Source organism: uncultured Paracoccus sp., from assembly GCF_937873615.1.
GTDB lineage: Bacteria > Pseudomonadota > Alphaproteobacteria > Rhodobacterales > Rhodobacteraceae > Paracoccus.
Map to the genome: position 1 here is coordinate 1 of NZ_CALMYP010000005.1, position 24,197 is coordinate 24,197.

Below are 24,197 nucleotides of genomic sequence, written 5' to 3' on the forward strand. Positions count from 1 at the left end.
ATCACGTTGCGTGGTCCGTTTTCCGCGACATTGGCGGACGGAACCGATGTGACCCCCACAAGCAGCAAGGCCATCGCACTGCTGGCGCTGCTGGCAGACGCGCCGACGATGCGTCACGGCCGCCGCTGGCTTGAGGACAAGCTGTGGAGCGACCGCGCCCCCCAGCAGGCGCAAGGCAGCCTGCGCACCGCCCTGCTGGATATTCGCCGCAGTCTTGCCGAGGCGCGCGATGTGCTGGGCAGCGATCGCAAGCATGTCTGGCTGGACCCTGCGGCGGTGCGCACCGATCTTGCCAGCAGCACCGCCGAGGGCGAGTTTCTGGAAGGGTTGGATGTTGGCGATTCCGAGTTCAATGACTGGCTGATCGCCAAGCGCGTCGCGTTGCAGGAAAATCCGTCGTCCACATCGGCGCCAGCCGACGCCAGGCGCGCGATCCTGATCCAATGCGGATCGCCGGGGCCGACAGACGGCACCGAAAGCACCTTCGCCCGGCTTGTCGACGATCAGGTCGGCAAGACCGTCAGCGGATTCATTGCCCTGGCCCGTCGAACGCTGCGCCAGGAAAACCCCGATCTCATCATCCGAAGTTCAATCGAGCGGGGAGAGCGAGGCGCGGTGATCTTCGTTCAGGTGATCGACCCGGTCAGCGACGACCTGGTGCATACGGAACATTGCTTCGTCGACGATCTCAGCGCTTTTCTGGGCGATCAGCAGGCCTTTGGCCGGTTCTGCTGGGGCATCGCGGATACGGCGCTGGAACAGTTGCCGCAGCGCACCAACCCGGATTCCGCCATTGCCGTCAGAACCCGCCACGTCCAATCCGCCTTGCGCAACGCGTTGCAATTCGATGGCGACTCCATGGGGCGGGCACTGGAAGGACTAGGTTCGGCTTTCCTGCAACTTGAATCGGGCCTGTTCCTTGCCTTCAAGGCCTGGGTTCTGATGTCGATGGTGATGGAGGAGATTCGCCCCGAAAACGCCGCATTGCTTGCCGAGGTCCGAGAGCTTCTGAACAATGCCGAGCGGAGCTCGCCCAATGACGCCATGGTCGCCGCCATTTCGGCCAGCGTGCGCGGCAGCCTTCTGGGCGATCACCGCAGCGCGCACCGCCTGGCGGCCCAGGCCTTGCGGGAAGACGCCAACAATATCTTCGCGCTGCTGGCCATGTCCAAGGCCAACGCGGTCATGGGCGAAGCCGAGGTCGCATATCGAATGTCGCGCCATGTCTGTCAGATCGCATCGAATTCCAAGTTCGCGCCGATGTGCAACCTGCAGCACTCGATTCTGTGCATCTCGATGAAGCGCAGCGATGAGGCCATGCAGGCCGCGCTGCGCGCCGCTGCGGGCAGCGAGTTCTACCGCGCGCCGCGTCGACAGCTTCTGGCCCTGCAGACCATCAGCCGCGACACTGAAGGCGCGCGCAACTCGATCATAGACCTGTCGCGGATCGAGCCGGGCTTTTCGGTCGAGCGCTTCCTGTTCGATCAGAAATATCCCGTCGATACCTTGCGCAATGCCGGCTATCTGGATCTCGCAATGGTCGGGCTGCGCGAAATCGCCGATCTTTAGACGCATCGCGCGCCCCTGTTTTCAGTGACGCTGCGTAAGTCCCCGTAGGTGCCTTTGTAACTTATTGAAGCAGACATAACCGACATTATCTGATCGGTATCAGAAGAGTTCTCGATGAAAATCCCGGACCTTATCCTGTTGTAATTGAACATGAAAGGAACTTGAGATGACCGTCACGATTCCCACGAATATCGAATCCCGCCCCATCGCCATCATCGGTGCCGGCACCCTTGGCAGCCGCATCGCGCTGATGCTGGCGACGCAGGGCGCCGAGGTGCGGATTTCCGACCCGAACGAAGATGCCCGCGCCAAGGGCGTGGCCTTCGCCAATGACAATCTGGCCAAGCAGGTCGACGCGACCCCGAACGGCAAGGCCGGCAAAATCGTCGGCGCAGCGACACTGGAAGACGCGCTCAGCGACGCCTGGCTGGTGATCGAGGCGGTGCCGGAAAAGCTCGACCTGAAACGCGCGATCTTCGCCGATCTGGACCGCCTGGCGGCGCCGGATGCGATCCTGACCAGCAATTCCTCGTCCTTCCCGACCTCCGAATTCATCGAAAAGGTCGCTAACCCGGCCCGGGTGCTGAACACCCATTTCATGATGCCGCCGCTCGTCAATTCGGTCGAGCTGATGACCAGCGGGGCCACCGATGACCGGATCATTGCGCTGCTGATGGACACCTTCCCGAAATACGGTCTGACGCCCTATCATGTGATGCGCGAAAGCGTCGGCTTCATCTTCAACCGCATCTGGGCGGCGATCAAGCGCGAAGCACTTGCGGTCGCCGAAGAAGGCGTCGCCGCCCCCGATACCGTCGACCGCATCTTCCGGCAGAATTTCGGCACCGATCTCGGCCCGTTCCGGATGATGGATCAGGTCGGTCTGGATGTAGTGCTCAATATCGAGGAGCATTACGCCGCACTGCGCGAGGGCCTGCCCGAAGGGCCGCGCAAGCTGCTTCACCGGATGATCGACGAAGGCCGGCTTGGCGTGAAAAGCGGCAAGGGCTTCTACGACGATTACAGCAAATAATTCCAATTCGAACCGATGGAGGCTGACATGACAGCTGCAGCAGACACGACACTGGTCGTTCTCGATATTCTCGGCCAGAAAGTTTTCACCATCAATGGCGACGGCGAGGAAGTGAACGTGCTTCGCACCGGGCTCGACAAGGCGCCGGACGGTGTCTTTATCGACACCGCCAGGGGCCATGTCTATGCCACGATGATGGGCACGGTGGACATGAAGACCCAGACCTCGCATGTCGAAGACGGCGCGGTCTGGCGGATGAATCTCGACGGCTCGGACCCGGTCCGGCTGGTCGGCGGCGGGGTCACCGAGACCCCCAAGCAGATCACCGCCGACCTGCAGAACGGCAAGCTCTACTGGTGCGACCGGGAAGGGATGCGGGTGATGCGCGCGGGCCTCGACGGTTCGGACGTGGAAACGCTGGTGGTCACCGGAACGCGGCCGCGCGATACCGACGATGCCAGCCACTGGCCGGTGGGGATCGCCGTCGATCCGAAGGCGCGGCAGTTCTATTTCACGCTGAAGGGCAATTCGGATGCCGGGCAGGGCAGCATCTGCCGCGCCGGCTATGACCTGCCGGACGGAGAGACCCCGGAAACCCGCAGCGATGTCGAGGTGCTGTTTCGCAACCTGCCAGAGCCGATCGACCTGGAATTCGACGGCGAAGGCGGCTTCCTTTACTGGACCGACCGGGGCGACCTGAAAGGCGGCAATTCCTTGAGCCGGGCGGCCTTCGACAAGACCGGCAGGTTCGAGGCCGAACCGAAGCTGCTGATGCAGGATCTGGGCGAGGCCATCGGTCTGGTCGTCGATCATGCCAGCGGCCATATCTTCGTCAGTTCCCTGAACGGCGTGCTTTACCGGGCGCGGATGGACGGGTCCGATCAGACCGTGATCGGCACATTCACCGGCCTGTCGGGCATCGCCAAACTGTGAACCGCGTCAAGCGGAGGAATGGAGAATTCCAATGAGCAACCAAGCACAATCCCGTGGCACCATTGCCGTCATCGGCGGCGGCGTGATCGGCCGGTCCTGGACCGCCGCCTTCATCGCCAATGGCTATGACGTGGTCATCAGCGACCCGGCCGAAGGAATCGCCGAAAGCATCCGTGAAAAACTGCCCGCCGATCTGCACGGCATCCCCGGCAAATCCTTCAGCGATGCCGAGATCGCGGCCCTGATCGACCGCGTCAGCTTCGAGCCGGACATCGCAAAGGCGGTGCAGGGCGTGGTCGCCGTGCAGGAAAACGGCCCCGAACGGAACGATTTCAAGGCCGAGCTTTTCGCGAAGATCGAGCCCCTGGTGGGCAAGGATACGCTGCTGCTGTCGTCCAGTTCCGGCATTACCCCGGACATTATCGGCGCGAAGATGACGGATCCGCACCGGGTGGTGATCGGCCACCCGTTCAATCCGCCGCACCAACTGCCCTTGGTCGAGATCTGCGGCACGCCGGATGCGGACGAAGCCCTGATCGCACGGGTGATGGCGTTCTATCGTGGGCTGGACAAGGCGCCGGCGCGCCTGAACCGCCCGGTGCCGGGTTTCGTCGCCAACCGCTTGCAGGCCGTGCTGGTCGGCGAGGCGCTGAGCCTGGTCGACAGCGGCGTGGTCGACATGAAGACCCTGGACGAGATCATGCTGAATTCTCTCGGTCCCCGTTGGGCCAGCATCGGCCCGCTTCTGGCGCTGCATCTGGGCGGCGGAGATGGCGGTCTGCACCGGGTGCTGAGCCAGCTTTACAACCATGTCGTGCCCAGCATGGGCCTCGACCCGCTGCCGGATGACAGCATCGACCGGCTGGGCAAGATCGCCGAGGAAACCTATCCCCGCAGCGAGGCCGCCGACTATATCGCCCTGCGCGACCGGCGCACCATCGGGATGCTGGAAAGCCGCGAATAGGGTGGCCGATACCTTCAATCGGCAGAGGCCGGAGCCTCCCTCATGAGTTCACCCTGAACAAAGCGTTCGGCCTCTGGCGATGATTTGATGGCGCCGCTGTAAGCAGCGCTAGAAGGCCGGTCATGAAGGTGTAAATGCGGCTTCTCACGAAGGCGGATTTTGCTTTTCGGCAAGCGCCACGGCTCGGTCGATGTAGTCCTTGGTGATATAATTTACGAAGCCGAGCCGATTCCCGGCCACGAAACTGGCCTGATAGGATTTTAGCGTCGCCGTTTTGCCAAGCAAAGCCAATGCCGCAAGATGCCAAACTCCGGCAGCGCCCGGCGTCGACGGATCCACTGCACATAAATCTTCATACCGTTGGTTGATGTCTACGGATTGTGCCCATTCAATTGCGGCTGCACAGGTCCCTTCTATGTGGCGTCGGGTGATTTCTGTCTGCTGAATGCGCAGCTTGTTCCGAACATTCGCCTTTAGAAGATCGTTATACTCACCACGACCACCCTCAATCTCCTTGACAGCTGAGGTAAAGTCAGCGCTCTCTATTGAAAAACTCGCTTCGAACTTCTGGTAGGCACCCAGATCTTTGACTTTGAAAAGTATCTGTACGACACGATCACCGATATCTTTATCGGCATAGTGATCAACATTCTTCTTGGGCGTCCAGCCAAGTTCACAAAATGTCTCAGTGATTTCATTCGTGATCATTGGTTTACACCTTCGAAAGTACGAACCTCAACGGGAATGCCATTGGGATAGCCTTGATCCTTCAGGGGTACACCGGGGCTCAATCCCAAACGTTCGGCCACTTGGCCAGTTGGGATTGCATCACCATTTGCAACCTGCGGGTAAATTTCTGCTTGATTGGGGCTAAGGCCAGCATCACCGGTCTTAACCTCAACAACCTGGACAATACGGCCATTTTCATCACGTGCAACGACACCGCCTCGTGGTCTGACACCCTCTATGCTCTTTGGTTATTTACCAACCTTGTCGCCGCCTCATATTCCGCTCTAGCGGCAGTCCCTGCATTCCCATATTGGGAAACCCATTGATCATAGCGACCAGTTCGGTGCTGCCCCAAGTGCAAACTTACCTACGTTCTAGGGAATCTAAAACGCCCTCCACGAATTGACTTCCGAAACGCCTTTTGATCACAAAACTTGGATATCTTTTCGAAATCCTTTAGCTCGGCATTTTCAAAAATATTTACTCTCCCAATTACTTCACCACGATCACTAAACATATAGGCTATCAAGCCGAGACTTGTTTCTCCTTGAAGGCCTCCCGGGAATACGCATTTAAGCGCCCCCTTACAAGCAGGCAGAAGGTTCAAGCGTTCCAGTACGATTCGGGCACTTGACAGTTCCCAAAAGTAGTCGACGCCTTGGAATTTTTGGCCAGAAAGTGGGCCTTCTCCAAACGATAACATTACCCGCTTTCCATCATCAGAAGCGTCTAGATTTTGCGTCTCGACGACATTTCTGCTTTCGTCAAGCAGCGGAATATTGACACTGAATGCCCGCATCGACATAGCCTTGGGTTTCAGGCGCCCGAGGAACCGGCGGCGGTGTGATCGCTCAGGATAGATTATCCTGTAGCCCAAAATTATCTGGCAAGTCGCTCAGATAGCTCTTTCGAGCCGCGTTCGTTTCATCTGCTGCCGCTTCGTGGACAGCTGCGATGAAATCCGCCAGATCTTCCGCATCCAAGCCTTGCAGCTCTGCAATGATCTCTTCCATCAGAGACACGGCAAAATCACTGTTTACCTGCCCTTCTTCGGCAACCTCAAGGCGATACAACAAACCTGCAAGACAAGCCGATAGTCTTTTCAAAAATGAGTTTGTCATTCCGGTACCACTTTCACGGTTATGTTTGTTACGCCAACCTCTTCTTTGTTGCTCGATTGGCCTGAGCGGAGGCGCAGAGTTCAGACAAACTATGTGAGACGGGTCTCGGAGAAGTTATCCAGGCTGACGTATAATTCATCATCCTCCAGCTGAAGATGTAGCGTTAAGGAATTATCCAGAAGCAAGTCTATCTTTGTCTTATTTGGCATCTCATCAATCAATACATCCATAATCTGCTCGCTTCCATCCAGGGCGCCCTCGAACATCAATATGAGCGGTGCAACGCATGAATATCCTAAGCTTTTATCGAAGAATAGCTTCCCCAATGGATCTTGGCCTAGCCGCAACTCTCCAGAGCCGCCTGCTGACAGTTCGCTCAATTCACCGGAATGATCTTTGAATACCAAGGCAATCACACCATTGGCTTCCCCCCCAAGCGGCATAAAAAACGTGGCCAGGATTTGGGCAGTATTCAAGCCGATTAGTTCACGTTGAATTATACGCGTCATTGACCTATCGCATTGATGACGTTGGGATTAGTTATTCCATTTTCCATCACAGTCACGAACTCTTTAGATCGGGAGGTCGCTACGACATCACTTCCCTTAATATAGAACAGAACATCCCGCCGACCGTTTGGCCCGCCACCGGACATTGAACCGCTCACAACTCTATCAGGACTTGCGCCGATTTCTTCTACCATGTCTCGAAACTGTTGACGATGGGCTGGATTTGATACGTCTAAGCCAAAGTCTCGCATGTGTTGTGCACTCTTGGCTCCCCATTGGGAGTTGGAAATGGTCATAGCGGGCGGGTTGGCTACACTCTTTGTGGCAATAGAGGACCGTAAAAGCGCGTAGACTGCCCCACTGGTTTCCGCACCATCGAATGCGCGCAGATTGCCGGTTTGCGCAGGCGCAGTGCCGGTCGCCATCACTTTTGCGCTGGTGGGCGGTGGCGCGCGGGCGGAGTTCGTCAGATTGACCGGCTGAGCGCTCAGTTCCAGCGTCACCACGGGATAGCTGACCCGTGTCCAGTCCCCCGGCGCAGAAAACGTCGCAGCCGTCCCAAATGCCACTATAAGCAGCGCACTAAAGGTTCGGATCAGGAAGCAGAGGAGGTGCGTCATCCTGAGGCTGTCTGCTCAGCCAAGGCAACCGCACGATCAATGTAATCCTTGGTGATATAGTTTACAAAACCAAGCCGATCACCCGCCGCAAAGCTCGCCTGATAGGACTTCAGTTTTGCAACATCACCAAGCAATGCCAAGGCGGCAAGATGCCAGATCGGGCGGGCACCCGGCGCATTCGTCGGCAAAGCCGCATGTTCCCGCAGTGCCTTGTCCAAATCTTGTGCCTTGGCCCACGCAATTGCCTCATCCGACGCCTGACGGACGTGTTCCTCAAGGATTTCAGGCACACGAATGTCCGGGTTATTCCACGGTGTTACGAGAGGAGCGGATATCCCGTAACCGGGGTCAACCTTAGCGCACGCGCTAGAGAAGGCATCCGTTGAGGTTGAGCGCATAACCCATAGCTGCTGTTTGTCAGGCAATCTTTTCAAACCGTATATGATATCCGCAGTCCGATCCGACAACCTATAGGATGCAAGGCGATCACCCACCTCATCTCTCGATAACGACCAGCCCAGTGATTTCAATGCATTCGTAATTTCGACAATCTTCATTGACCCGCCCCTGGAAACTCACGAACCTCGATAGCAATACCGTTCGGATAGCCTTGATCTTTTAAAGGCACGCCCGGTCGTAGCCCAAACCTTGCGGCGACGTTCCCGCGTGGAATGGCGTTCCCATCCTTGATCTGAGGAAAGATTTCAGTTTGCCGGATGCTCAGATCGGCATTGCCAGTCTTGATCTCGATTATTCCCTTCGTTCCATCGGGAGCTTCGTAGAGAATATCGGGGCGACAACGGCCAACACCACACGCACTCCCGAACGATGCTTCACCGTCTGCAACCTTGTAACCTTGGCCCTTCAACTGGTCGATCACATCCGTGCGCATCTCATTGTGATGGGTATAGTGATCGCGGATTGTCAGGCGCGGTCCAGTATTTGTGGCATCACCCACCCGATCAATGACGTCATTGACCTCGTCTACCTTGCCGGCAGTCACTGCAGCTCGCGTGGCCTTGAAGACTGCGACACCCCCGCTGCCGATTTCTACGACCAGGAGACCTCCTTCGATCCAGGGGGTCAGTTCGTCGATCTGGGCCTCGGACATCCCGACGGCGCTCAGCCCATCGTGAATGGCGTCAGGGCTTTCCTCGCCGCTGATCAGCGTTTGTGCACCGTCATAGATCTTGTTGCTTTCACCAAGCGCCGCGCCCGCGGCAACGACGGCGCAGCCGGTGCCAACAGTTGAAACGCAGGCGACCGCAACCACCGCGACGGTTCCGACCCCGACGACAAGGTTCATCGTTCCATCGTGCTGGATCGCCTTGCTGACGACGGCGTCGTATCCGGCCTGTCCCGGATTGTCGCGCATGATGTCGACCGCAAATTCGTCAAGGCTTCCACCCCAGTCGACTTCGATGCCAAGCTCACCCGACGAAACATCAAAGTACCCGGCGCGCTGCCAACTGAACATCTCCCCAGCCCAGTCAATATAATCCTGCGCCTCGTTCAGTGCCGCCGTGCAGTCCTGACTGGGTCCAGCCCGGCAGACCTCCAGCATTTTCAGCGTATTATCGGCTGACGCACGCTGCAGTTCCTGCAGTTCCGCGCGGGCTTCCGCGCAGCGCGCGGGCCTTGGTCCGGGACCGGCCCCGCACTCATAGCTATTGACCAGGCGGATCAATTCTTCGGCACGTTCGCGCTGTTCCTTGTCCAGATAGTTGTTGTCCACCTTGCTGTTGTTGATGCCCAGATTGGTCTCGAACTGCGCGACATCGCCGCCCGATGTCAGCCCGGCCAGGATCGGGTTGACGATCCTGACCATGGTCTCGGCGGTCAGGACATAGCCGTCGGCGCCGTTCGATGCGTGCAGGACGCCGGTGACATATTCGGTCGCTGCGGCCGAGACGAAGCCGCCGGCACAATTGCTGCCCGAAGCCTCGGCGGCGGCGCAGCCGACGATGCCGTGCAGAAGCATGCCGTCCAGCGATCCCTCGTCGGATTTGACATCGCCGATCCAGCCCTGGCCCTCGGCCATGAGGATACGGATCGAGCTGGCCTGCAGGCTGTTGAGGATATTGTCCTCAAGATCGCCGCCGTAGATCACGGTCTGCAATGAGCCGGAGACCAGGCCCTCGACCATCCATTTCTGGCTGAACAGCTCGGTGCCGGCGATGCCGGCATCCGACAGGCTGCGCAGTACATCGGTCTCGTAGATGCCTTCGAACCCGCCAGACAGGTCGCCCGGCAAGCCGTTCATGGCGAAGGTGAAGGCCGCCTGCTTGATGAGATTGTCGAAATCGACCTCGCCCGAGATCACGCCATCGACGGCGGTATTGACCGCAAGCGTTGTCCAGGCGCCCCAGCCGAACTGCTGCGCCGCGATGGCGATCAGCACCTTGGTCAGCACGCCGGTCTGAACCGTCTTTTCGTAGTAATCGACCTCAAGCAGCTGGGTCGGCGTGCCATAGGTGACGCGGCCGGACTGATCGTTCTCAAGATGCCGCAGATAGTCGGTGCCCGGCCCGGTCATGTCGGCAAGCGAGATGGTGGTCAGCTGGGCGTCGCCGTCATAGGCATCGGCCATGGTCTGGGTCCAATGCGGGGCGGGATCGCCATCGCCGCCCTCACCATCCGAGCCGCCTGCAGCATAGGCCAGAATCCCCTGCGGGCCGAGCGCATCCATAAGCTGGCCACGGGTGAACTGGTCCAGGCTGGTCGCGCCATCGCCGCGCCCACCGAAGCGGATCGCCGGGCCGTCCGGGTCGAGCAGACCGTTGGTGCCACCCACGGTAATACGCGGCATCTCGGCGGTTTCGTCCAGCGTGACACGGGTCTTATCGGTGATGGTGAAGCCGTTGTTAACGTTGCTATGCTCGAACCGGTAATGGGTGTCGATGATCCCCTGCAGGTAGACCTGCGAGGTATCGAGGTTGAAATCCCCGCCAATATCGAAGGTGCCGCCCTGGATCAGCACCGAGCCGGCGACGGCGGAAAGGTCCAGATCTCCGACGGTCGTGACCTTGGCCCCTTCCATATTGGCCAGGATATCCTCGGTCGATTTCGAGGAGGAGAACAGGCCGAACACGAATTTCGTCGTCTTCTCGCGCTTGTCGCCGATGATGTTCTCGACGGCGAGGAAGTCGATATTGCCGCTCGCGGCGGTCATGGCGACATTGCCGCTGTCGATGGCGGCCTGTCCCTTCAGACCCGCCGCCGTGATCGAGGTGCCTTCCGCGACAATGCTGCCAGCCGCCCAGATGTCGATTTCGCCCGCCGCCAGGGACACGGTGTTCTGCGTACGCTCGAAATGCTGGGTCCGGGTGCGCTTCTTCTTCAGCCCGAGCCACGAGCTCTTCTTGCGGGCCTTGTCGGTGTAATATTCGTCAGCGACCGACAGCAGCAGCACATGGCCCTGCAGTGCTGCAATATCGATGCGCCCGCCGGCCTGCAGGTCGGACCCGGCAAGGGTCACATTGGCAAACCCGTCTTCGCCGGCGCGTTCGCCGGTCGACAGAAGCGCGATATCGTCGCCGGCGGTGATCGTCGTCACCAGATGGGAATTGCGGCGCTCATAATCGTAATTGCTGCCGTCCTGGTCCCCGAACTCGGATTCGCGGTTCACCGTGCCAAGGCTGATCTCTCCACCGGCGACGGCGATGAAACTGTCGCGCGCGTTGGCCCTGACGCCATCAAGCGTCAGGTCGCGCCGGGCCTGCAGGTTGACGGTTCCCTTTGCGTTGATGGCGGCACGCTTGGTGACCACATCCTGATAGCCGTCGCCGGTGGTCACGCGCCGGGTGCCAGAGCGGATGGTAATATCACGCGCAGAGATCACCACATCGCGACCGCTGACCACGCCCGAGACGCTGTTGTAATCGCCACCAGCCGACAGCACGACCGAGGCGACGCGCTCTCCTTCTTCGGTGGTGGCATTGGCGCCGCCAAGGATCAGGCCGTAATTGTTGGCGATATTGTGCGAGGCTAGGATGGCCGTCTGGCCTTTGGCCGAAACGATTGCGCCATAGCTGTTGTTCAAGCCGCCGACACTCAGCCCCAGCCCGGCATCGCCGGCGATCTGGGCCCCGGCCCTGTTGGTGCGCACCTCATCATGCGTGACCGCATCCAGCCGACCCCGCAGGCCCGAGCCGCTGAGGAAGGTGTAATCGTTCCGGGCCAGATGCGCGACCGCCCCGCCTGCGCCAGCCTGCGCCGGTTCGGTGATGGTTGCATAGCCGTTGCTACGGTTGACCAGCCGTCCCGACACCTCGCCGTAAACCGTGCCGCGCGCCTGGATCGTGGCCGCCGCATAGCTGCGATTGGCGGCATCTCCGGAATGGGCGCCGATATTGCTCAGCCGGTCGAGGTCGAGCGCGATATCGCCATTGGCCGAAATCAGGCTGTATTCGTTGCGTAGCTCTTCCCCGCGCAGGACCAGATCGCCGCCCGACAGGATCTGTGCCGGGGCGGCATCGGTGAAGCGCAATTCGCCAGCCGGGCTGTCCGCAGCGGTCCGGCGCAGGTTCTGCAGGCTGGTGACATTCAGATACATGTCGCCCGTGACGGTCTGGATGACCCCGCCGCCGCGATTGGTCAGCAGGCCTAGGGCGTTGTAATTCCCCTCCGCATCGGCGCTGCGCGCCGAGATCGCGAGACTGTTCTCGGCCAGGATCAGGCCGCCGTCATTGTCGATCCGATTATTGAAGCGCAGCGCCATATCGCCGCCGGAATAGAGCAGGCCGCTATTGTCCAGCCGGTTGCCGATCAGCTGCAACCCGTCCATGCCGGCAATGGCGCCGGCATTGTCGACACGCGCGACATGGATGATCAGCGTGCCCTCGGCGACCAGTTCCTCGCCCTTTTCCGTCACCAGTTCGTCAATCAGCCCGCCGGTCGAGCTGGCCAGTTCCAGCGTGCCCGGGGCGCTGATATGGCTGAGATCGGGCACCTGATCGGCGCGAATGTTCAGATAGCTGTCATCGCCCAGGGCAATGATGCGGCCGCTGTTGTTCAGCGCCTCATGCGCGGTGATGCGCAGCGCGCCGCCGTCGGTGACGATGCGGCCAGTGTTTTCCAGCGTGCCGGCCTCGATGGTGCTCAGCAGCGCCTGATCGTCCTCGTTGACGACCGCCGCCATGCGGATCACGCCATTGTTCAGCAGTTGATCGTCGATGCTGATCGCCATCAGGCCCGAGGACTGGATGCGGCCATCATTGGTCAGGTTCCCGGCAGAAAGCGACAGCCAGCCGGCCTTGATCACACCACCCTCGGCATTGACGATGTCATCGGCACCGGCAATCGACAGGGCGCCAACATCGATGGTCCCGCTATTGGCGGCCTGTCCGCCAGTCATCTGCAGGCTGAAACTGCCCTCGGTCAGGATCCGGCTGCGATTGTCGAAACCGCCGACGCTCAGTTCGTGATTGCCGCCGACGATCTGGCCGGTATTGCGCAGGGTGCCGCCGATCTGGCCGGAGCTGTTGCCCGAATAGGTGCCGCGATTGTTGAAATCGCCGCTGACGGCGAATTGCGCATCTGCCAGCGCCAGATCGCCGCGATTATCAAGCGCGGCGCTGCGGATCGTGGTCGCCCCCTCATAGGCCAGGATGTCACCATCGGCCCGGTTCAGGATGGTGCCGCCCGCCGCCAGCGACAGCGAGCCGTCGCTATAGATCAGCCCGCCATTGGCCAGCCCGGCCGTGGCCGCCATGACGACACGCTCGGCCCCGTAAAGGGTGCCGCTATTGTCGATGCGGTCGCCGCGCAGGTTCAGCCCGCTGGCCTGCAGGGTGCCGCTGTTGATCAGCGCCCCAACCGCCACCGCCCGGATGACCCCGCCCGCGATGATCGAGCCGCTCTGGCGCAATCCGCCACGGCTGGTCAATTCGGCATTGCCGGCCACGACATAGCTGCCGCCTGCGTCAACGCTGCCGCCGGTCATGCGCAGCGCGCCAACACCTTCGCTTTGCCCGCGATCGGTCAGCGTCCCGCCGGCCTGCATGGCAAACAGGCCGGGCGTGCCCACCGTACTGCCATGGCTCAGGTTGCCGGCTGCCGACAGCAGGATATCACCGCTCGCCGCCAGCGCACCTTCGATGCTGGCCGAAGCGGCGCTGTCCATGGCGATGCTGGCAGCCACCGCCGTTGCATCGAAATCAAGCCGTCCGACCGTCGATGCCAGGCGCAGCGCGCCCATAGCCCCAAGGTCGCTGCCCTGAACGCTCAACGTGCCGGCGCTGACATCAATATCGCCGCCAGCCCGGACCGCGCCGCCGTTCAGCGCCAGCGCGTCGCCCCTGCCCCGCAGGGTCACATCGGCAGTGCCGGACTGGATCAGGCTCAGCGCGTCGCCGCTGATCCGGCTGGCCGAGATATTCAGCGCACCCTCGGACAGCACCACGGCGGCATTGCCGGCGGCAGAGCCGCTCATCGCCAGCCGGGTGGTGTCGATCTGCAAGGTCCCGCCGGATTGAATGACCCCGCCGTCGATGCGGACCGCATCGGCCACGCCAATCACCGCCGCCCCGGTCCCCTGCTGGGCGATCAGGGCGGAATCCGCCATCGTCAGATTCTGCGCGGTCAGGGCCAGCCCGTCCTGCGCAATGATCTGCGCCGCCTGCCCCATCGACACCGCCTGCGCGATGTCCAGCGTGACGCTGCCGCCCTGAATGCCGCTGGCCGCCGCCATGTTCAGCGACGCGCTGCGAAGATCGAGCACGCTGGCCGCAAGAATGCTGGCCGCAGCCTCCAGGCTGGTCGCACCGGCAATGTTCAGAACCGTCGTCGGCCCCATCCCGGCAATCTGCGCGTTCTGCCCCAGCGAAAGTGCCGCGGCATTGACCGTCATCGTCCCGGCGCTGAGCATCGAGACACCCGCTTCCGCGCTGTCCGCCCCGGCAATCGCCAGGGCGCCGCCGATATCCGCGCTCAGCCCCCCGCCCGAGATCACATCGGCCTCGATTGCGGTATCCCCGGCAGAGCTGATCCGGGCATCGCCACCCGATTGCAGACCGGTCAGCAGCAGCGATCCGCCGCTGACAATATCCGCCGTGGTGCCGGCATAGATCACATCGCTGAAGGCAACGCTTCCACCCGCCGAGACATCGACCGCGCCCTGCGCCAGCAGGCGCGCGGCAGACAGATCACCCGCCGCGCTCAGCCAGGCATCGCCGCCCGACAGGAAATCGCCGCTGATATCCAGCGCGCCAACCAGCGTGTGCAACGCCCCGTCGCCGCCGGCGCTGAAACTGCCGACCTGCATCGTATCGGCGGTGATGGCGACGGATTTCTGACCGTAGACCGTGCCGATCCGCAGGTTGCCGGCAATCTGGGTGGCGAAGTCATTGGGCAGCAGCAGCGTGCCGATCCGGCTGTCGCCAATGCCGCTTTGCATGTTCAGATCGCGACCGACCTGCATGGTCTCGATATTCAGCAGGCCACCGGCATCGAGCGAAATGTCACGCTCCGCCATGGCGCGACCCCCGATGACGATCTTGCCGCCGGCGCTCATGTCGATATCGCGACCGGCCAGCACATCGCCGGAACCCGGCTGTGCCGCGCCCTCGGGCACGCTATCGCTTTCGGCCAGCCGGCTGTCTTCGTCGCTGTCGGTCTCGGCCTCTTCTGCCGCTGCACCTTCGCCGATCAGGATATCGCCCGCTGCCCGCGCGATGACGTCCTCGCCCGCGCTCAGCCCATCGCCACGGATCGAGCCGCCGCTGGCCAGATCGACCACACCATCGGCGATGATCGCCCCCGAGGCGGTCAGGTCGCCGGCGCTGTCGATCAGCGCATCGCCACCCGCCTGCACCTGGCCAAGCGTGGTGGCCCCGGCACTGGTCACGCGCGCATCCTGACCCGCCGCCAGCAGGCCGGTCATGACCAGATCACCCTGACGGCTGTTCAGCGAAGCAGAACCATTGCGGCTGATGACATTGGTGCCGGCCAGTGTCAGCTTGTCGCCCTGCAACTCCAGCCCGCCATCCCCGGCAATGGTGCCGGGGCCAAGATCGACACGGCCTGCATCCATGGACAGCGTGCCGCCGCTGGTGATCCCGAAATCGCTGCCCGTGGCGCTGTCGGCGCGGATCGCCATATCGCCGCCGCTGGCAAGGCTGCCGCCGTTCAGCGCCAGCCGGCCCGTGTTCAGCACCATATCGGCACCGGCCTGAACCATCGCGCTCGCCGCAAGTTCCAACCCGTCGGTTTCCAGCAGCAGACCGCCGCCGCTGGCCAGAACCGCGCCCCGGCCAAGGGCCGTATCACCCGTGGCCAGAACGCTCGCCCGCCCGCCCGCGCGAATGACCGCATCATCGCCAAGGCCCAGATCGCCGGTATTCAGCACCAGATTGCCGCCGCTCGACAGCGTGGCATTGGCACCCAGCCGGATATCCTGGCTGGCCGAGACATTGGCAGGCCCGCCCGCCTGCACCGCCGCACCCGAACCGAGCGTCACCTCGCCGGCCTGAAGCGACAGCGTATCGCCGGCGGAAATCACCGCATCCTCGCCCAGCGACACCGCCTGCCCGGCCATGCGCACGCCCTGCGATGCCGCAAGCTGGGCATCGCCCCCCAGGCTCAGCCGCCCGAAACTGGCCGAGACATCGCCATCGCGGGCAAGGGCGACGGCATCGTCCTGCAAGGACACCCCACCGCTCGCGTTCAGGTTCAGGTCGGTCGCGGCCAGCATCTGCGCGGAACCGGCGATGTTCAGATCGCCAGAACGGGCGCGCAGGTCCAGGCTTCCGGTCCGGCTGGTCACCACGCCGCCAAGCGCCAGGCGGTCGCCGCTGAAGCTCAGGTCCGATCCGGCAATCACCTGCCCATCGCCAAGCGAAACCGCGCCGGCATTGATCGTCAGCGACCCGTCGGTTGCGATCAGCTGGCCTTCGCCGCTGATCGAGCCGGCCCGCAAGCTCAGGTCGTCCTCGGTGGCGATGGTGCCATTGGCGAAGGTCAGATTGCCCACATCCAGGCTCAGCGCCTCGGGGGCCAGAACCGCGCCGCCATTCAGCGCCAGCCCGTCCACCGCGATCCGGGCCGAAGGCGCGGTAATGGCCGCATCCTGCCCCAGCACATAATTGCCGCCATCCAGCGCGATGACGCGCCCGGCCGCCAGCCGAGTCTCGGCGCTCAGCACGGCAGCACCGCCGGACAGGCGCAGGTTCAGTGCATCCGCGGCCAGAAGCGTTCCGCCCGTGGCCAGGTCCAGCCCGCCGCCGGCGATATTCAGATCTTGCGGCGCATAAAGCGAGGCGCCATCGGCAATGCGTAACGTCCCGCCGCTGGCAACCGAGACATCGGCGCCGCGCGAGGCGACGACCGCGCCCTGCCGCAGCACCGTATCGCGCCCGGCGCCCAGTTCCAGCACGCTGTCAGAGACAAGCTGACCATTGGCGGCAATGACCAGATCGCGCGCGGCCTCGATCTCTGCCTGTTCGCCGGCAAGGATGCTCTCGCGGATCTCGACATCCGAATGGGTGCTGCGCAGGGTCACCTTCGGCGCGGCGGCCCGGCCCATGACCAGACGGCCATCGGCGGTGATATGCATCTCTCCGGCATTCGCGGCCATGTTCTGCGGCGCGCGCACACCGGCCCCGCTTTCGGTCGAACGGATGATGATCCTGTCGGCATACATGCCGCCCAGCACCGTCGAATCGATGGCGATCTCGGGCGCTTCGCCGCCGCCATCGCCTTTGACCGAGACCTCGCCGGTTGCATAGATGACATTGTTGCGCCCGGCCACGACCCGGACGGACTGGCCGTTGATCGCCCCGGCGAACTTGACCGTGCGGGCCAGCAGGTCGAACTGGCTGACCCCGCGCGCATCGACGCCGCCCTGCCCGATCACCGCATGACCGCGCGAGATGTCGATGCTCTCCAACGAGCCGGTGGCGCCATATTGCGGCAGGCCGGTGGTCAGGGTGGCGTGATCGGTATTGATGAAGCCGCAACCGTCGCAGGTCAGGCCATAGGGATTGGCGATGACGACATCGGCACGCGCGCCGGCGACCTCCAGATAGCCGCGCAGGTCCGAGGGGTTATTGGCCACGACCTCGTTGACGATGACCCCGGCGGGCCGGCCCGACAGGTTGCCATTGCCCTGAACATAGCCGCCAAGACGGGTCTGCCCATAGGTCGCGTCGATATTGTTCAGGATCGCGCCGTCGCTGCCGACGCTGAAACTCTCATAGGTGTTGTGCGACACGCCGGCATCGTTGGGACGCTCGATCATCACCACGGGCGTGCCGGTGGCGGTATGGACCAGACCGGGCGCCGAAGGACCGCCGGGCGTGATGCCCTGCGCCATCAGCGGGGTGCTGAGAACGGAACTGAGCGCCACAACGCATGACGAACCGATCCCGATCACCTGCCGCACAACACGCATCATGTTTCTGTCCTCGTCACATCGTATCGGGCCGCGTCGTCACCGACGCGCAGCCCATCAAAAACTCAGTCCCACCGCAACCCGGACATGGCCGTCCGGCTTCTGAAGCCCGTCGGACACGCTGACCATGTCGGCATAGCCCAGATCGAGCGACAGCCGCCCGCCAACCAGCCGAAGCCCGGCCACCGCCCCCACCGCCGTGCCCGCGAACACGTCCAGATCGCTTTGCGAAAACACCCGCCCGGCATCCAGCCCGGCATAGACAACCGGCTGGCCGAACCATTCCGACAGCATCGTGTCAGAGGTCGCGCCGCTGAAGTAATACCACAGCTCGTTGCGCCAGAAGATGCCGGAACTGCCCTGCGCCAGCAGCACCTTGGAGGCCCGCACCGTGCTGTTGCCGCCAAGCTGGAAGCGCTGATCGCCGTAAAGCCGGTCCTTCGAATACTGAAGCTCTGCCGCCGAAATCCAGCGCAGCGCCGTGCCAGGGCCGTGGTCCAGCTGCCAGCTGCGGTCGTAATTGCCGCGCAGCGAGATCAGCGAATATTGCGCATCGGGCTGGCGGTCGGGCTGCGCGCCCGCGTCCTCGGCCCCGAACAGCTTCACCCCCTGCTCGATCCGCGCCACCCCGGTCAGTTGCCCGCCCATGAAGCGGCGCTGATGGGACAGTTCGGCACCGATCGCCGTCACCACCCGGCTCGACGCGTCGATGCGCACCCCGGCGACATTGTTGCGCTTTTCGTTGCGGGTCAGGTCAAAGCGCAGATGCGTCATCGAATCCTGATCGCGCGTCAGCAGCCGGCGCGCACCCAGCACGGTTTCCCAGGAATCCCCATCGGCATCAATCGGCGCGACGATCCCGGGCAGGACCGTGTCATAGGCCGACCAGCTCTGATTGAACGAAAACGCCCAGTTGCCATAGGGCACCGAGACGCTGAAACCCGCCTGTTCCGAGGAATTGCCCGACCGGCCAATCGCGAAAGGTGTCTGGTCGACGGCGCGCGAATAGCTGAAATCCCAGCGATCGTTGATCCCGATCAGGTTATCCCAGCCCAGGCTCAGCGTCGGGTTGAACTCGCCGTTATCGGCAAAGCCGTAATTGTCCGTCGAAACCGAAAGCCGCCACGGCTTCGGGTCGGCCACCGCCTCGACCTGCAACACCGAACTTCCGACCGCCGCCCCCGCGTCAAGCGCCATCCGGGTGCCGTAAAAGCTGGGCATGGAGCGGATATTGTCCAGCCCCTGCTCGATCTCGCGCAGGTTGGCGACCTTGCCGCGAATGCCCGGAAAGGTGAACCGCTCCCACAGCGGATCGGGGGCGCCGTTGAATTCGACACGCTCGATCCGGCCTTCGATGACGTCGATGCGCAGGATGCCGTCGCTCAGGTCCTGCTCGGGCAGATAGACCCGAGAGGTGATCAGCCCGGCTTCGACATATTGATCCGTGACCGTCTTGAGCGCCTCGTTGAACTCGGCGATCCCCAGGCAGCGACCTTCGAGCGGCGCCAGCGACTGCTCGACCGCCGCCGGCGGCAGGCTTTGCACGCCGCTCACCTGAATGTCGCGGATCGGCAGGCAGGCAACGGCCTGGGCCTGCAATTCCGACGCGCCCGCCAGAGCGGCCAGGGCCACCGCCGCCAGCCGCAGGGGGCGACCGGCACAGGCCATCGCGCCAAGGGGGTCGAGCCGCGGCATCGCGCCTTATTCCGCCGTCGCGGCGGCTTCGCCTTCCGCTGCCTCGCCCGCCGCCGCCGAAATCTCGGCCATGCGCGCCTCGGTCCAGCCTTTCGCCGCCGCCTGCGCCTCCAGCACCTGCTCAGGGGTCATCGCCGCCTCAAGCTGATCGCGCAGCACCCCGGCTTCGGCCAGACCGCGCACCGCCGCGAGCGAGGCGAATTTATAGGCCTCGACCGGGTTGGCCGGCTCGCCAGCCTCGTTCGGCGCGCCCTCAAGCGCGGCCATCTGGTAAAGCCCCAGGGCATTGCCGGCCTCGGCGGTCTTCTGGAAATAGCCGCGCGCCTTGTCCGCATCGGCGGCAATGGCCGAGGCCTCGTCACCGTTCAGCCAAAGCTGGCCGAGGAAATTCTGCGCGGCGATATTGTCCTGCTCTGCCGCCGCTTCCCAATTCGCAATGGCCTGTTCGACATTGCGCTCGGTGCCCTGGCCGTTGAACTGTGCCAGCCCGCAATTGAACTGGCCATTGGCATCGCCCGCCTCTGCCGCCTGGCAGAACAGCCGCGAGGCCTCGGCATAGTCGCGCAGCAGCACCGTGCCTTCCTGATAGAGCACGCCCAGCCGGTTCATCGCCAGCACCGAGCCGCGCTCCACACCCGCCGCATAAAGATTGGCCGCCCGGCCCGGATCGGCATCGGTGCCGGCCCCGATTTCGAACATGCGGCCAAGATAGAAGGCCCCGTCCCCGTCGCCCCCCTCATAGGCGGCCTGAAACTCCGTCGCCGCACTGGCGACATCGCCCGTCTCCAGAAAGCCTATACCTTCGGCTACGTCGGCAAGGGCGGGAATCGCGGTCAGGATTGCGGGGATGAGGGCAGCGTAAGCTGTTCTGATCATGACGTTTCCAATCACTGTTTAACGGCGCCAGACATGTTTTTGACCAGCAGGGCTTGCCCGCCGCATAGACCGACCTATCCTTTTGAACAATAAGCCCGGACGGAATATGTGCCCTCGGTGCAGGTTTTCGGCCGTTCTGGCGAGAAACCGCCGACTGGCGCGGCTGACAATGCCCGTCAGGGCGGCAGATCGCAGGTTGCTGGGCTCGGCTGCCGGCTTTCTTCGCAGCTGCGCAAAACCGATCTTCTGTCTGTCACCCCGTCGCCAGTGCCAGCCTTTCGCGCCGGCGCTCTGCCTGGATGTCGGGATCGGCATCGAGACCGGCGGCCAGAAGACGTTGGGTATAGGCCTCGCGCGGGGCGTCGAAGATCTGACGCACCGGGCCTTGCTCGACGATGCGGCCGGATTTCATCACCAGCACACGGTCGGCAAAGTCGCGAACGACCGGAAGGTCATGGGCGATGAAGATGAAGGCGATGCCCAATTCGTCGCGCAGCTTGCCAAGGAGCGCGATCACCTGCGCCTGAATGGAAACATCCAGCGCCGAGACGGCCTCGTCGCAGATGATAAGTTCCGGCTCCAGCGCGAGCGCGCGGGCGATGGCGATCCGCTGGCGCTGACCGCCGGAAAACTGGTGCGGATAGCGCTTTGCATGTTCAGGCTGAAGCCCGACCTGGGTCAGCAGTTCCGCCACCCGGTCGCGCCAGCGGTCCTTGGGCAGGATCTCGGGGTGGATGACCCAGGCTTCCGAGATGATCTCGAAGACCGACATATGCGGGTTGAGCGATTGGGTCGGATCCTGAAAGACCATCTGCAACTGACGGCGGAACCGGCCCATCTCGCGCGGGGACTTGTTCAGCAGTTCCTCGCCCTTCCACTTGACGCTGCCTGCGGTTGCATCCTCCAGCCGCAGGATCAGCCGCGCGCCGGTGGATTTGCCCGAGCCGGATTCGCCGACAATCGCCAGCGTCTCGCCGGCATGAAGGTCGTAATTCACCTGATCGAGCGCCGTATAGGCGCCATAGGTCTTTGTCAGGCCGCGCACCTCAAGGATCGGGGCCTTGTCCTCGTCCGGGCTGCGCATTTCGCCTTTGCCCGGCGCTGCCGCCAGCAGCTTCTTCGTATAGGGGTGCTGGGCGTTGTGATAGAGTTCGCGCGGGGTGCCGGTCTCGACGATGCGACCGCTTTCCATGACCACGGCACGATCCGCAGCCTCGGCCACGACGCCGAGATCATGGGTAATCAGCAACAGGCCCATGCCGGTTTCGTGCTGCAACTCCTCCAGCAGGGACAGCACCTCGGCCTGAACGGTCACATCCAGCGCGGTCGTGGGTTCGTCGGCGATCAGGATATCGGGCTTCAGCGCCAACGCCATCGCGATCATCAGCCGCTGGCGCTGCCCGCCCGAGAACTGATGCGGGTATTTCGACATCGATTCCCGGGCATTCGGAATGCCGACACGTTCCATCAGCGACAGGGCACGGGCATAGGCTTCGGTCTTGGGCTGACCATGGGCCATGGCGGTTTCGGCGATCTGCCAGCCGACCGGATAGACCGGGTTCAGATGGCCGAGCGGGTCCTGAAAGATCATCGAGATCCGCCTGCCGTTCAGATGCCGCCGCTCCTCCCCGGTAGCGTTCAGAAGATCGCGACCCTCGAACAGGATTTCGCCGCTGGTGATCTCTCCCGGCGGGATGTCGATCAGGTTCATGATCGCCGAGGCCGAGACCGACTTGCCCGATCCGCTTTCGCCAAGGATCGCAAGGGTCTCGCCCCGGTCGAGATACCAGGAGATACCGTTGACCGCATTGACGATGCCCTGCGCGGTGTGGAACCGGACCGAGAGGTCGCGCACCTCCAGAAGATGTTCAGCCATTCTTCTTCCCCCCGATTTCCAGCCGCCAGCGTTGCGTCGGGTTCAGCGCCACCCGCATCCAGCTGGACAGGAGGTTCAGCGACATGGTGGTCAGGATGATGGCCAGACCGGGCCAGAAAGCCAGCCACCAGGCATTGGTCAGATATTGCCGCCCCTGACTGACCATCAGGCCCCAGGTCACCTCGGGCGCCTGAATGCCGATGCCCAGGAAGGACAGCGCCGATTCTGCCAGCATGACGAAAGCGAAATCCAGCGTCGCGATGGTCAGCAGCGTCGGCAGAATCACCGGCAGGATATGCCGGAAGATGATCCGGAGGTTCGAGGCCCCCATCACCCGCGCGGCCTGCACGAACATGCGTTCGCGGACCTCAAGCACCTTGGCGCGGGTGGTGCGCAGGTAGATCGGGATGCGCGTGATGGCGAGCACCAGCACCAGATTGGCGATGGAAGGCTCAAGCATATAGAGCACGATCACGGCCAGAAGCAGCGAGGGGAAGGACATGATGACATCGGCCAGCCGCATGATCACCTCGCCGGTCCATTTGCCCGCATAGCCTGCGATCAGACCCAGGCAGGTGCCGACGATCAGCGATCCGGCCACCGCGCCCGCCGCGATCAGCATGGTGTTCTGTGCCGCCACGATGATCCGCGCCAGCAGCGGCCGGCCAAGCGCATCGCCGCCGAGGATGTAGAGGAACCCGCGCGCCATGTCGAAGGGCGGCGCATTGCGGGCGCGCAGGTTGGTCTTTGACGCGACACCCTCGAACAGCATCGGCCCGAAGATCGCGCAGAGCAGCACGACGATCAGGAAAATGACCGCCGCAAAGGCCATCTTGTCGGCCCAGAGCATCCGCAGCACGCGGGTCACTTTGGAAGGGCTGGGCGGGGCGGTTCCGGTGCTGTCGATCTGGCTCATCCTCGGCCCTCCTCAGTTGCGGATCCGCGGATCGAGCAGCGCATAGGCGATGTCGATCAGGATGTTCATGATGAAGATGGCAATGGCGGTGACCATGATCGCGGCAAGAATGACGTTGAAATCGCGTTGCAGGATCGAATCGATCATCAGCTTGCCGACACCGGGGAAGCCGAAGATGGTTTCAACCACCACCGCCCCGTTCAGCAGCGCCGCCGCCTGATCGCCGATCACGGTGATGACCGGCAGCATGGCATTGCGCAGCGTGTGGACAAAGATGATCCGGCGGTTCTTCACCCCCTTGGCACGCGCGGTCTTCACATAGGGCGAACCGAGCGCCGTGATCATGGAGCCGCGCACGACCTGCAGGATCAGGCCGAAGGGACGGATGAACAGCACCGCAACCGGCAGGATCCAGTGCCAGACGCTGCCCGTCCCCGAGGTCGGAAGCCAGCCGAGGCCGACGGCGAAAATCACGATCCCGACAATGGCGATCCAGAAATCCGGGGCGGATGCGCCAATCAGCGACAGGACCGATGCGAAGCGGTCGAAGGGCTTGCCGACATTGAAGGCGGCGATGGAGCCTACGGTAATGGCCGCGACCGTCACCAGGGCCATGGTGATCAGCGCCAGCCAGAGCGTCCAGACAAAGGCCTCCAGCACCACATCTATGGCGGGGCGGGCGCGGCGCAGGCTCTCGCCGAAATCGAGATGGACAAGATCGCCGATATAGCGCCCGAACTGGACCAGAAGCGGGTCGTTCAGCCCGTGGATTTCGCGGAAGTTCTGGCGCATCTCCTCGGATGCATCGACGGGCAGGTAAAGCGCCGCCGGGTCCCCGGTCAGGCGCGACAGGAAGAACACCAGCACGATCAGCACCAGCAATGAGACGAAGCTCGACAGGGCGCGCTTTCCCAGCATGGATTTCATGGCGTTCTCCGCTGACAGACAGGGGGGCCGCGCGCCATT

The 24,197-nt window shown here is 62.7% G+C and carries 15 protein-coding genes and 1 pseudogene; 4 read left to right on the top strand and 12 right to left on the bottom strand.

What is annotated here, in order from left to right; translation table 11 throughout:
* The 4 genes and pseudogenes from Q0330_RS01650 to Q0330_RS01665 all read left to right on the top strand — a co-directional run.
* Positions 1-1,569 (top strand): annotated as a pseudogene (locus Q0330_RS01650) (hypothetical protein); the annotation flags it as partial.
* Between the two features lie 166 nt (positions 1,570-1,735).
* Positions 1,736-2,602 (top strand): 3-hydroxyacyl-CoA dehydrogenase family protein, encoded by an 867-nt coding sequence (locus Q0330_RS01655; RefSeq protein WP_299473396.1) that lies wholly within the window; start codon positions 1,736-1,738, stop codon positions 2,600-2,602.
* A gap of 27 nt (positions 2,603-2,629) precedes the next feature.
* A complete protein-coding gene (locus tag Q0330_RS01660; protein WP_299473399.1) occupies positions 2,630-3,535 on the top strand; it encodes a hypothetical protein in 906 nt (301 codons plus the stop codon).
* Positions 3,536-3,566: 31 nt separating this feature from the next.
* The gene (locus Q0330_RS01665; RefSeq protein WP_299473402.1) at positions 3,567-4,499 is read left to right on the top strand and encodes a 3-hydroxyacyl-CoA dehydrogenase NAD-binding domain-containing protein; all 933 of its coding nucleotides are present in this window, start codon (positions 3,567-3,569) and stop codon (positions 4,497-4,499) included.
* A gap of 144 nt (positions 4,500-4,643) precedes the next feature.
* Here Q0330_RS01665 and Q0330_RS01670 read toward each other — a convergent pair whose 3' ends face one another.
* The 12 genes from Q0330_RS01670 to Q0330_RS01725 form a co-directional block, all read right to left on the bottom strand.
* Positions 4,644-5,207 (bottom strand): hypothetical protein, encoded by a 564-nt coding sequence (locus tag Q0330_RS01670; protein WP_299473405.1) that lies wholly within the window; start codon positions 5,205-5,207, stop codon positions 4,644-4,646.
* Between the two features lie 388 nt (positions 5,208-5,595).
* Entirely contained in the window at positions 5,596-6,027 is a 432-nt protein-coding gene (locus Q0330_RS01675; protein ID WP_299473407.1) for a hypothetical protein, read from the bottom strand.
* A gap of 52 nt (positions 6,028-6,079) precedes the next feature.
* Positions 6,080-6,349, bottom strand: a complete 270-nt coding sequence (locus Q0330_RS01680; protein WP_299473410.1) for a hypothetical protein — start codon at positions 6,347-6,349, stop codon at positions 6,080-6,082.
* Between the two features lie 89 nt (positions 6,350-6,438).
* Positions 6,439-6,858 carry a hypothetical protein gene (locus Q0330_RS01685; protein WP_299473413.1) on the bottom strand — a complete coding sequence of 140 codons (420 nt, stop codon included), beginning with the start codon at positions 6,856-6,858 and terminating at the stop codon, positions 6,439-6,441.
* Positions 6,855-7,478, bottom strand: coding sequence for a hypothetical protein (locus tag Q0330_RS01690; RefSeq protein ID WP_299473416.1), 624 nt, complete (start codon positions 7,476-7,478; stop codon positions 6,855-6,857). The genes Q0330_RS01685 and Q0330_RS01690 overlap by 4 nt, the downstream gene beginning before the upstream one ends.
* A complete protein-coding gene (locus tag Q0330_RS01695) occupies positions 7,475-8,035 on the bottom strand; it encodes a hypothetical protein (RefSeq protein WP_299473419.1) in 561 nt (186 codons plus the stop codon). Before Q0330_RS01695 ends, Q0330_RS01690 begins: the two co-directional genes overlap by 4 nt.
* Positions 8,032-17,871, bottom strand: coding sequence for a filamentous hemagglutinin N-terminal domain-containing protein (locus Q0330_RS01700; protein WP_299473422.1), 9,840 nt, complete (start codon positions 17,869-17,871; stop codon positions 8,032-8,034). The genes Q0330_RS01695 and Q0330_RS01700 overlap by 4 nt, the downstream gene beginning before the upstream one ends.
* Positions 17,872-17,925: 54 nt before the next feature.
* Complete coding sequence (locus Q0330_RS01705; protein ID WP_299473425.1) at positions 17,926-19,563, bottom strand: ShlB/FhaC/HecB family hemolysin secretion/activation protein; 1,638 nt, start codon at positions 19,561-19,563, stop codon at positions 17,926-17,928.
* Positions 19,564-19,569: 6 nt separating this feature from the next.
* On the bottom strand, positions 19,570-20,439 hold the full coding sequence (locus tag Q0330_RS01710; protein ID WP_299473428.1) for a tetratricopeptide repeat protein: 870 nt from the start codon (positions 20,437-20,439) through the stop codon (positions 19,570-19,572).
* A 253-nt stretch (positions 20,440-20,692) separates the two neighbouring features.
* Complete coding sequence (locus Q0330_RS01715) at positions 20,693-22,315, bottom strand: ABC transporter ATP-binding protein (RefSeq protein ID WP_299473431.1); 1,623 nt, start codon at positions 22,313-22,315, stop codon at positions 20,693-20,695.
* Positions 22,308-23,231 (bottom strand): ABC transporter permease, encoded by a 924-nt coding sequence (locus Q0330_RS01720; protein ID WP_299473433.1) that lies wholly within the window; start codon positions 23,229-23,231, stop codon positions 22,308-22,310. The genes Q0330_RS01715 and Q0330_RS01720 overlap by 8 nt, the downstream gene beginning before the upstream one ends.
* Before the next feature lie 12 nt (positions 23,232-23,243).
* Entirely contained in the window at positions 23,244-24,158 is a 915-nt protein-coding gene (locus Q0330_RS01725) for an ABC transporter permease (protein WP_299473436.1), read from the bottom strand.
* Positions 24,159-24,197: the final 39 nt, after the last annotated feature.

Excerpts from the sequence above, each read along its gene's own strand:
- Q0330_RS01655 (WP_299473396.1), top strand. The coding sequence starts at position 1,736 with ATGACCGTCACGATTCCCACGAATATCGAATCCCGCCCCATCGCCATC.
- Q0330_RS01705 (WP_299473425.1), bottom strand. The coding sequence starts at position 19,563 with ATGCCGCGGCTCGACCCCCTTGGCGCGATGGCCTGTGCCGGTCGCCCC.
- Q0330_RS01660 (WP_299473399.1), top strand. The coding sequence starts at position 2,630 with ATGACAGCTGCAGCAGACACGACACTGGTCGTTCTCGATATTCTCGGC.
- Q0330_RS01670 (WP_299473405.1), bottom strand. The coding sequence starts at position 5,207 with ATGATCACGAATGAAATCACTGAGACATTTTGTGAACTTGGCTGGACG.
- Q0330_RS01675 (WP_299473407.1), bottom strand. The coding sequence starts at position 6,027 with ATGCGGGCATTCAGTGTCAATATTCCGCTGCTTGACGAAAGCAGAAAT.
- Q0330_RS01710 (WP_299473428.1), bottom strand. The coding sequence starts at position 20,439 with ATGATCAGAACAGCTTACGCTGCCCTCATCCCCGCAATCCTGACCGCG.
- Q0330_RS01680 (WP_299473410.1), bottom strand. The coding sequence starts at position 6,349 with ATGACAAACTCATTTTTGAAAAGACTATCGGCTTGTCTTGCAGGTTTG.
- Q0330_RS01700 (WP_299473422.1), bottom strand. The coding sequence starts at position 17,871 with ATGATGCGTGTTGTGCGGCAGGTGATCGGGATCGGTTCGTCATGCGTT.
- Q0330_RS01715 (WP_299473431.1), bottom strand. The coding sequence starts at position 22,315 with ATGGCTGAACATCTTCTGGAGGTGCGCGACCTCTCGGTCCGGTTCCAC.
- Q0330_RS01690 (WP_299473416.1), bottom strand. The coding sequence starts at position 7,478 with ATGACGCACCTCCTCTGCTTCCTGATCCGAACCTTTAGTGCGCTGCTT.
- Q0330_RS01725 (WP_299473436.1), bottom strand. The coding sequence starts at position 24,158 with ATGAAATCCATGCTGGGAAAGCGCGCCCTGTCGAGCTTCGTCTCATTG.
- Q0330_RS01665 (WP_299473402.1), top strand. The coding sequence starts at position 3,567 with ATGAGCAACCAAGCACAATCCCGTGGCACCATTGCCGTCATCGGCGGC.
- Q0330_RS01695 (WP_299473419.1), bottom strand. The coding sequence starts at position 8,035 with ATGAAGATTGTCGAAATTACGAATGCATTGAAATCACTGGGCTGGTCG.
- Q0330_RS01720 (WP_299473433.1), bottom strand. The coding sequence starts at position 23,231 with ATGAGCCAGATCGACAGCACCGGAACCGCCCCGCCCAGCCCTTCCAAA.
- Q0330_RS01685 (WP_299473413.1), bottom strand. The coding sequence starts at position 6,858 with ATGACGCGTATAATTCAACGTGAACTAATCGGCTTGAATACTGCCCAA.